The sequence below is a fragment of the Thiomicrospira microaerophila genome, from assembly GCF_000934765.1.
In the GTDB taxonomy this organism is placed as follows: Bacteria; Pseudomonadota; Gammaproteobacteria; order Thiomicrospirales; family Thiomicrospiraceae; genus Thiomicrospira; species Thiomicrospira microaerophila.
The window spans coordinates 1-8637 of the sequence record NZ_JYNN01000073.1 but is presented as its reverse complement, the minus strand read 5'-3'; the positions used below and the strand labels follow the sequence as shown (position 1 = coordinate 8637).

The 8637-nt window shown below is 44.5% G+C and carries 14 protein-coding genes and 1 pseudogene; 12 read left to right on the top strand and 3 right to left on the bottom strand.

Annotated features, from left to right (window positions below; all coding sequences use genetic code 11):
* Window positions 1–59 precede the first annotated feature (59 nt).
* Together NA59_RS12225 and NA59_RS12220 are read right to left on the bottom strand one after the other, a co-directional pair.
* On the bottom strand, window positions 60–455 hold the full coding sequence (locus tag NA59_RS12225; RefSeq protein WP_044413234.1) for a DUF2237 family protein: 396 nt from the start codon (window positions 453–455) through the stop codon (window positions 60–62).
* 88 nt (window positions 456–543) lie between these two features.
* On the bottom strand, window positions 544–1395 hold the full coding sequence (locus NA59_RS12220; protein WP_044413231.1) for a WYL domain-containing protein: 852 nt from the start codon (window positions 1393–1395) through the stop codon (window positions 544–546).
* A gap of 125 nt (window positions 1396–1520) precedes the next feature.
* Between NA59_RS12220 and NA59_RS12215 the strand changes: the two genes are divergently transcribed.
* The 12 genes from NA59_RS12215 to NA59_RS12165 all read left to right on the top strand — a co-directional run bounded on the left by NA59_RS12215 (window position 1521) and on the right by NA59_RS12165 (window position 8448).
* A complete protein-coding gene (locus NA59_RS12215) occupies window positions 1521–2330 on the top strand; it encodes a DUF429 domain-containing protein (protein WP_044413228.1) in 810 nt (269 codons plus the stop codon).
* Window positions 2331–2376: 46 nt separating this feature from the next.
* Window positions 2377–3321: a DEAD/DEAH box helicase family protein gene (locus tag NA59_RS12210; protein WP_157792633.1), complete on the top strand. Its 945-nt coding sequence runs from the start codon at window positions 2377–2379 to the stop codon at window positions 3319–3321.
* Between the two features lie 223 nt (window positions 3322–3544).
* Window positions 3545–4906 carry a Fic family protein gene (locus NA59_RS12205; RefSeq protein ID WP_044413223.1) on the top strand — a complete coding sequence of 454 codons (1362 nt, stop codon included), beginning with the start codon at window positions 3545–3547 and terminating at the stop codon, window positions 4904–4906.
* A gap of 148 nt (window positions 4907–5054) precedes the next feature.
* Window positions 5055–5285 (top strand): type II toxin-antitoxin system VapB family antitoxin, encoded by a 231-nt coding sequence (gene vapB / locus NA59_RS12200; RefSeq protein ID WP_044413220.1) that lies wholly within the window; start codon window positions 5055–5057, stop codon window positions 5283–5285.
* A 159-nt stretch (window positions 5286–5444) separates the two neighbouring features.
* Complete coding sequence (locus NA59_RS12195) at window positions 5445–5639, top strand: DUF1016 N-terminal domain-containing protein (RefSeq protein ID WP_407701055.1); 195 nt, start codon at window positions 5445–5447, stop codon at window positions 5637–5639.
* Window positions 5640–5653: 14 nt separating this feature from the next.
* Window positions 5654–5980 (top strand): type II toxin-antitoxin system RelE/ParE family toxin, encoded by a 327-nt coding sequence (locus NA59_RS12190; RefSeq protein ID WP_044413215.1) that lies wholly within the window; start codon window positions 5654–5656, stop codon window positions 5978–5980.
* Window positions 5965–6246 carry an addiction module antidote protein gene (locus tag NA59_RS12185; RefSeq protein WP_044413212.1) on the top strand — a complete coding sequence of 94 codons (282 nt, stop codon included), beginning with the start codon at window positions 5965–5967 and terminating at the stop codon, window positions 6244–6246. The genes NA59_RS12190 and NA59_RS12185 overlap by 16 nt, the downstream gene beginning before the upstream one ends.
* Window positions 6247–6363: 117 nt before the next feature.
* Window positions 6364–6501: a hypothetical protein gene (locus NA59_RS15220; protein WP_232504093.1), complete on the top strand. Its 138-nt coding sequence runs from the start codon at window positions 6364–6366 to the stop codon at window positions 6499–6501.
* A gap of 33 nt (window positions 6502–6534) precedes the next feature.
* Entirely contained in the window at window positions 6535–6816 is a 282-nt protein-coding gene (locus NA59_RS12180) for a helix-turn-helix transcriptional regulator (RefSeq protein WP_052501671.1), read from the top strand.
* 161 nt (window positions 6817–6977) lie between these two features.
* Window positions 6978–7184 (top strand): toxin-antitoxin system HicB family antitoxin, encoded by a 207-nt coding sequence (locus NA59_RS12175; protein ID WP_232504092.1) that lies wholly within the window; start codon window positions 6978–6980, stop codon window positions 7182–7184.
* An 18-nt stretch (window positions 7185–7202) separates the two neighbouring features.
* Window positions 7203–7691 carry an AlbA family DNA-binding domain-containing protein gene (locus NA59_RS15420; RefSeq protein WP_044413203.1) on the top strand — a complete coding sequence of 163 codons (489 nt, stop codon included), beginning with the start codon at window positions 7203–7205 and terminating at the stop codon, window positions 7689–7691.
* A complete protein-coding gene (locus NA59_RS12165) occupies window positions 7684–8448 on the top strand; it encodes a PDDEXK nuclease domain-containing protein (protein WP_198401115.1) in 765 nt (254 codons plus the stop codon). The genes NA59_RS15420 and NA59_RS12165 overlap by 8 nt, the downstream gene beginning before the upstream one ends.
* Window positions 8449–8468: 20 nt before the next feature.
* Here NA59_RS12165 and NA59_RS15585 read toward each other — a convergent pair.
* Window positions 8469–8630: pseudogene (locus NA59_RS15585) on the bottom strand (transposase); the annotation flags it as partial.
* Window positions 8631–8637 lie beyond the last annotated feature (7 nt).

Here is an 8637-nt window from a genome sequence, read left to right as displayed (position 1 = left end):
ACCTTTTTGCAGAGTTAAATCAAAATCCGAATCAGGCGGTTAAAAAGTCACAAGATCAATCAGTGCATCACTCGCTGAGAGCGATCAATGGCATGCGCCATCAAGTCTTCCAAGCTAACAATGTTTAATGCCGCCATTTCACAACCGGCTAAAAACACCGGCGGTGCCATCTTGGCCAATAACGCTTCTTGCCAGCGCAGCGCACACAAACACCAGCGATCACCCGGTTTAAGACCTGGAAACGCAAACTGAGGCATCGGTGTAGACAGATCATTGCCGCGTGATTTTGTGAACGCTAAAAAAGGCTGAGTCATTTGCGCACAGATAATGTGCCGTCCACGATCTGTATCATCCGTGCGACACATGCCATCTCGAAAATAGCCTGTGAGGGGTGTGTTTGAACAACTAATAAGTGGCTCGCCTAATACATTAAGTTTGGGTGATTCGGTTGTCATTGTTTATCTCCTGCAAGGATAAAAGTTAAATAGGCGCTGAGAAAAGGCGGCTTTTGTAGTTGATCTTAGCCCAGCGTTATTTTTCTGACTAGAGGAATTTGAGCACATCCGCATTATTCGCTAGAATCACCGGTTGATAGAGCGGGTTGTCGATTTGATAATCAGGCCAGAGGGTGTAGAGCTCAAAATAATAGGGTAGGAGCGCTTGACGCACCTCAAGGGTTCGAATGCCTTGGGTCATTTCAAAATCCAGCTCGATCAATTGTTTTTGTGCTTTGGATAAACGTGGATTGGGTTTTAGCATCAAACTAATCATATGGTGCCAAGCCTCATCCTCATTCGCGCTTTGTTCCATTAGCGCCATCTCACCGGTGGCGCTAATGCGCCCCACAATAAAATCACGATAGCCCTGTGATTCATGGCACCAGGCCCGAACATGCAGGCGTTTGCTAGTTTGTACAAAACGATGCGGGCTGATGCGCCGGGTTTTCCCTGCCGGGTCTTTTTGCGAGTGGTAGGTGATCTCAATGCTTTTAAACTGATAGATCGCACGAGAAATGTCGCGCATGACATCCAAGGGCATGCGTCTTGAGGGCACACTCACATAATTAAAGGGCACACCGAGGTTCTCCGACTGTATCAATAAATCATCAATACTGGGCTGATAAAACCGATTCGTCACATCATCATTGGGCATGTAGCGTTTGGTGGAACCGTTTAACCAAATCTTAGTGGGATGTAACTGCTGGTATTGCTTCAAAATCGCGGAGGTCTGTTGTTTAGACATCCTAAACTTCTCTGCCAACTCGCTACGGCTTAAAGAGCCTTGCCAATACAACCAGCGCTCAATCTCCTCAAGGCGCAATTGTGCATCCCACTTGATCTCATCAAGTGCTGGGTCATCATCAAGCAGTGGAAACAGTGGAATTGGGTTAGTCATGGTTTTGGCTCCTCATAAACAATCTAAGCGAAATCCTATCACTGATCGCGCCACATAGTCAAATTATTTGACTTTAATTTGGTGCTCGGTGTATAGTGCTAAAAAACTACAATAAGAGACGGCAAATGAACGAGCAGTATTATATCGGTTGGGATGTTGGCGGCTGGAACTGTGACCAGAATCCAAATAGTCGCGATGCGATTGTGATCTTGGATACTAAACTTAATCTTCTGGGTTTGCCTTGGCGCGGCAATCTGCGCGAAACCCTCAACCAGGCCTGCTCAACCCAAGTGTTTATAGAAAAGCTATTTGGATTATGTGGCCTCACCCTCAAAGACTATGCACAGCACCAGTATGTAATGGCGATTGATACGCCACTGGGTTTTTCAGAAGGATTTCGAGCCCTCATCAATCAGCTTGAATCGGTTAGTCAAATACACGCCTCACCCACCAATGACTACCTCTATCGCCACACTGAAAAAACGCTGTTCGAGCGGGGGCTCAAACCCCTATCCGCGATCAAAGATATGATCGGCAGCCAAGCCACCAAGGGCATGCATATGCTGGCTAAGTTTGCCCCCAAGCTGCACCAAACCGGCATTTGGGGGCAGGGCACACCGCTCAAAGCTTTTGAGGGTTACCCATCAGCCTGCAAACACGCCAAGTTCATACAAAACCTACTCAACCAACATTTTAAATTTGTTAAGGCTGTCGAACCCGAAACGGCTAAAAGCCAAAACGCCACCAACACCGATATCGACGAATACATCGATGAAATCCGCTCACCCGACCAACGCGATGCACTGATTTGTGCGCTGCTGGCTTGGAGTTTAGCGCATCATCCCGAACAACTGCTCTGGCCAAGCGAATTTACGCCGCCAAAAGAAGGTTGGATATTTGTGCCGGTGGATGGGTTGACTCTAAGAGGTGTTTGATTAGGTGTTACAGAATGGATCTTAGCAATCATAAGGGGAATAACGCGTGATGCAACAGATTCTTGAGCGATTAATTTTTGCGCCGGAGAAAAAGCAGGATATAAAAGGGTTGGCGCTGATTCCCGCGCCGACCGGATTTGGTAAAACCTATGTGACCTGCGATTTTATCGCTCGAAACATTGAACGTTTAATTGAGCAGGGCATTAAGATTATTTTTGTTACCCCGCTCATTAAAAATTTGCCTATTCATACTTTAAAACAAGCATTTGCACGCCACGGAAAAGCCGACCTGTTTGAACAGGTTTTTCTTCGTTTACCCAATCGCTATGACACTTTTAATGATACGTTTGACGAGCAGTTTGAAAATGTTATATCTGCCATGCCAGAAGAATTAAAACAAAAAGCGGGCTTCAAAAAAGTTGATGCGCTGCTTCGGCAGAATAAACAACTCAGTGCCAAGCTAATCAATAACCAGGCCTGGTCTAAGCTTTACGATTTGGATAAACGATTTCGAGAGGTTGAAACGGAGTTTCGCCGCGAGCTAAAACGGGAGGTTTTTCCGGAAAAGGCAACCAAATCCGAAAAGAAAAAAATCCTCAACCAGCCGGATAATCAATGGGTTTACCGACTTTATCCCGAGGCTTTGTTCGATGACAAGCCGATTGTGATGATGTCGATGACCAAGTTTTTAATGCCGTTTTCCACTTTAGTCGAGTCGGCTTATCCGCTAGTGGAAAAGTTAAAAGCACCAGGCCTGGTGGAACTCAATATCTACCAACAAAGTGGTATGTTGGGCTATTCGGTAGGTATCCCGCGTGGTGCATTGCAACAAACCTTTGAACGCGGTTCATCGATTCGCTGGATAAAGTCGCTGAACGACCAACCCATTGAAATCGAAAAAACCAGTGCATTACTGGCTGATCTGCTTGATGTGGACTTTATCCAAGCCAAACAAAGCGGCACAGTTTGGCCGTTTGTGTTTCGACTTTAATTTTCTAAACTGTCTTTTAATAAAGGACAGTTATATGAAATCGGCCTTTAATGGGGTTCGACGACGAAACACACTCCATAGATTTAAACCATACAGTAAATTTAAAACTAATTTGCTACTAAAAATTAAAAAATTAGTAGTAAATTAGTTTGAACGCTAAATCATTTGCTAAAATATTGGCTCCGTAACCGAAACACGTTGTTAGCAAACAGGGTAGCCGACCATGAAAATTCCATCATCACCGCCCAGTATTGAAGCGCTTTTAGCCGAGTATGCCGAGCAGGGTACGACCACCCATTTAGCGAAATTGTTAGCAATGGATTTAGGGGTGTGCGATGAGCGTGGGCGCTATACTCATTGGGATAAGCTACGATTTGCCAATCCGCCGCAAGGTTTAAGCGCACAAGACTATTGGTTTGTCATCAAGCTAGCTCGTAACAAACTGGCGCGTAAGTTGAAGCTAACCGACCACTTAGGCAAACCGATGCAGTTTTGTGTAACAGACGTTATGTTACAGTCACTTCACTGGCTAGATCAGCACGCGGCGGGGCAAATCGCCATGCCACAGCCGATTGCGAATGCCGCCACGCGTGATCAATATTTGGTGTCATCGTTAATTGAAGAAGCGATCAACTCCAGCCAGCTTGAGGGCGCATCGACCACGCGTGAGGTGGCTAAAACCATGTTGCAACAACAGCGTGCCCCGCGTGACAAAAGTGAGCAGATGATTGCGAATAATTATCATGCGATGCAAGCGATCATGGATTTAAAAGACGAAGCACTCTCACCAGGCCTGGTGTTTCATTTGCATCAAATTTTGACCGAAAAAACCTTAGATGATCCTATTAAAGCCGGGCAATTACGTGATGAAAACGATCAAATACAGGTGGTGGATAATCGCGATGGAAGGGTTTTGCACACACCGCCACCGGCAAAAACGCTGGCGCACAGGTTGCAAGCCTTGTGCGATTTTGCTAACCAAGATGACCCGCAACACTTTATTCATCCGGTGATTAAAGCCATGATACTGCATTTTATATTGGCGTATGACCACCCGTTTGTTGATGGTAACGGTCGCACGGCGCGAGCACTGTTTTACTGGTATATGGCCAAAAAAGGCTATTGGCTAACCGAATTTGTTTCGATTTCCAAAGTGATAAAACAAGCCCCGGTGCAATATGCCAAAGCCTATTTATACACCGAAACGGATGGGAATGACCTCACCTATTTTCTGATTCACCAAATAGAAGTGTTACAAAAGGCGATTGAAGCGCTTATGGGCTACCTAGCGCACAAAACCAAAGAGATCGCGCAAACCCAGCAAATACTCCAATATTCAAGGCTGAGCGGACAGCTTAATCATCGTCAGCTTGATATCTTACAACACGCGCTTAAGCAGCCACATCAAGTCTTCACGATAGAAGCGCATCGCCACAAACACGCGACCAGCTATCAAACCGCACGCACCGACCTGCTGAGTTTATCGGATCAATACGGTTTGCTGGATAAGCGCAAGCAAGGTAAAGGTTTCGTTTTTTACGTGCCGGCTAATCTTATGGCGCGTATCAATGCGGTGAGTGAATAAATAATTACAGATAATATTGAAGTAAAAACACCTTTTGCTTGGTATTTTAAGTTTACAGATACTTATTTAAAAGCGCTTGACCGGCTAGCTTAGTTTCCAATATTATTTGTATATGTTTTCGGTATATGTTGTCAGGAGGTGTACTAACATGATTGCGACATCCGTTTTTAAAAACAATCAGTCTCGGGCGGTAAGAATACCTAAGTGTGTGGCTTTGGATGAATCCGTTAAAAAAGTGTTTATAACGGTTAAAGGTAAATCGAGAATTATCACGCCAATCGAAAATACTTGGGATGACTGGTTTGATGCAAAAGGTGCGACTGAAGACTTTATGCAAGAGCGAAGCCAAGAGTCGGATACTCACCGAGAGCTGCGGTGATAAAAGTACATCAAAACGCGCAGTCTGAAGTTCAAGATTGGGAAGTTGCCTTAAATGATGGCTTAGAGACTTTTTAGAGTACTGTTTCCATATGCAGAAGGATATACAGCTACCCCTCAAGCTACCCCTCAAGCTACAGGGCAAGTTGATGAACGCAAATTGCGAAATATGCGCCAGTTTTACATCACCTTTCCAAATCGGAACGCAGTGCGTACCGAGTTGAGCTGGATGCATTACCGCACTTTGTTAAAACTCGAAAACCCACTGGCACGCGAATCTTATTTAAATGAAACACTGCAACAAAGCTGGAGCGCCGTGCCTTTGGATGAGATATGGCTTTTTAGTAGTTCGTAGGCTACAATTTGCAGATGAAATATAAAATTTTAACAACGAGCACCTTTGATAGATGGCTTGCTAAGCAAAAAGATAGGCAAGCTGTAAGAGCCATCGCCATGCGAATTGCCAGAGCAGAACAGGGAAGTTTTGGCGACTCTGAGTCGGTTGGTGAAGGTGTCAGTGAAATGCGTATTTTTGTGGGTAAGGGCTATCGAATTTATTACACCGTTCACGGAGAATATGTTGTATTGCTTCTGAATGGTGGTAATAAAAGCAATAAAAAACAGCAGCAAGAAGATATAGCCAAAGCAAAACAAATCATGCAAGACTTTGGAGATTACACATGGCAGAAAAGCTAAAACCATTTAACCCGTTTGACTACTTTGAAACGCAAGAAGAAATCAATGCTTATCTTCAAGAATGTTTTCGTGATGAAGATCCTAATGTATTTGTTAGTGCATTGGGGCACTTAGCTAAACATCATGGAATCGCCGAGGTATCAAAGGCAACCGGTTTAAACCGAGAAAGTTTATACAAAACATTCAGCGGCAAAGTTCAACCCAAATGGGACACGATTGCCCGAGTCATGCGTGCACTGCATGTAGATATGACGGTAGCGGCATAGAAATTAACCATGCGTTTACCCGATGAACAACACAGCCGACTAAAAGATTTGCGGCTCACAAACACCAAAGCTTAAATAAGCTGTTTTAAGAGGTTTCAACCCACATGATTGTTGAATTTGACACCGAAACGCGTTTTTAAAACGCTGGCGGCACAAGACTATGTGAAAGAAGGCTTGGCTTTGCCGGATAAGCCGAGCAGTCCAAAACAGAAATACCAAACGACACAAGCAATACAAGGACAGGGTAATGACTAAATCAACAAATCTGAGCGCCCAGCGTTTGTGGTGATGCCGTATGATAAATTTATTGCAAAGTTTTCTGAGCCAGTTGAACAGGGCTTGATTCCGCATGACATTGTGGTGCGACATACTGAACATGATGTGCCGTTGGTCAAGTGTTGGCGTGAGCATTTGGGTATGACCCAAGCGGAATTGGCATTGGCCTCCGGTGTTCAACAACCCGAGATTGCGCGAATTGAATCCAGTATCGATTACACGCCACGCAAAACCACACTTGAAAAGCTCGCCAAAGCCATGCGCATTTCGCTCGATCAATTATTGGTGGAATGAAAATATCAGTGTTAAGGTTGAAGAACGGTTTTTATGATGAGAAAAAGCTTTTTAAGTTGCTTTTGGGCTACAATTTACACACGAGATAGAAAGGCCTAGCAACAAGCCTTTTAATAAATAGTTTCATGAGTAAAAGACTGATAATCCGAAGAGCCATTGCCATGCGATTACCTGATGAACAACACAGCCGACTCAAAGATTTGGCGGCTCACAAACACCAAAGCCTAAATAAACTGTTTGAAGAAATTTCAACCCGTATGATTGTTGAATTCGACACCGAAACCCGTTTTAAAACACTGGCGGCGCAAGGCGATGTGAAAGAAGGCTTGGCTTTGCTGGATAAGCTGGATGTGCATTTTAATAAATAGAGAATAACGCTATTAACCATGACCGAATCACACCGCATAGAATTTAAACGTCAACTGACCGACACGCTTGAAAAAGAGGTGGTCGCGTTTCTGAATGCCAGGCAGGGCGGTGAGATTTATATTGGTGTCGATGATGTTAGCCAAAAGCCCATTAGGTTAATGGACTTAGACGACTTACAACTCAAAATCAAAGACCGCATCGACCTGATCGCAAACGAAGAATACGGCTATGGCTGCTTAATAAAAGCTACCGACCAAGCTACCCCTCAAGCTACCGGACAAGTTGAAGAACGCTTTGAAACTTTGCTTGAATACTGCTTGGAGCCAAGAACCACAGCCGAAATGATGCAGTTTCTCGCATTAAAAGACAGAAAATCGTTTAGAGAAGCTTGGTTAGCACCCTTATTACAAGCAGGCCTGGTCAGCATGACCTTACCGGACAAGCCGAGCAGTCCAAAACAGAAATATCAAACGACACAAGCAACACAAGGACAGGGTAATGACTGAATCCACAAACCTGAGAGTAAATCTAGATGCCCAACTCAACAACTTAGTTGCTGATATTGCGCAGATTATTGAACAGTCGCGTGGTCACGTTCGCCAAGCAGTAAATAGCGCGATGGTGCAAAGCTATTGGCAGATTGGTCGTTTGATTGTTGAGCATGAGCAACAAGGTGAAAGCCGTGCCGCCTATGGTAAACAACAACTGCAACAGCTTTCTCAGCAACTGACTGAGCGGTTAGGCAAAGGTTTTGATGTTACTAATTTACGTAACATGCGTAATTTTTATCTAGCGTTTCCAATTCGAGACGCAGTGCGTCTCGAATTGAGCTGGACGCATTACCGCACTTTATTAAAAGTCGAAAACCCACTGGCACGCGAATGGTATTTAAATGAAACACTGCAACAAAGCTGGAGCGCCAGAGCTTTAGAACGCCAAATTCATAAACTCTATTATGAACGTTTGCTTGCCAGTAAAGACAAAGCATTAGTTAAACAAGAAGCGCACGATAAAACTCAGCCGCTGGTCGAAACCGCAAAGGATTATTTGCGTGATCCGTATATTCTTGATTTCTTGAACTTGCAAGACAAAAGCTATCAAGAAACAGACCTCGAACAAGCGATTATCAGCAATCTACAACACTTTTTGCTCGAACTTGGCAAAGGTTTTGCCTTTGTCGAACGCCAACAACGGATTCGTTTTGATGATCAAGATTTTTATCGAATCCCGCGTAAAACCCCGTCGTTCACGGCGGGGGTATAAGCGGGACAGGCGAAGCCTGTTTAGTGAGGTCGTTGTTGCTGCTCAATATATGGCTTAATAACCAAGAGTGGCGCACCACCACAACTTCCTGCAAAGTAGCTAGGACTCCAAAGCGTATTTCCCCAGCGTTTTTTCTGAATTTCAGGGTAGTTCTTTTTCCCAGTTAACCGACTTGAAACGCCTTATTAA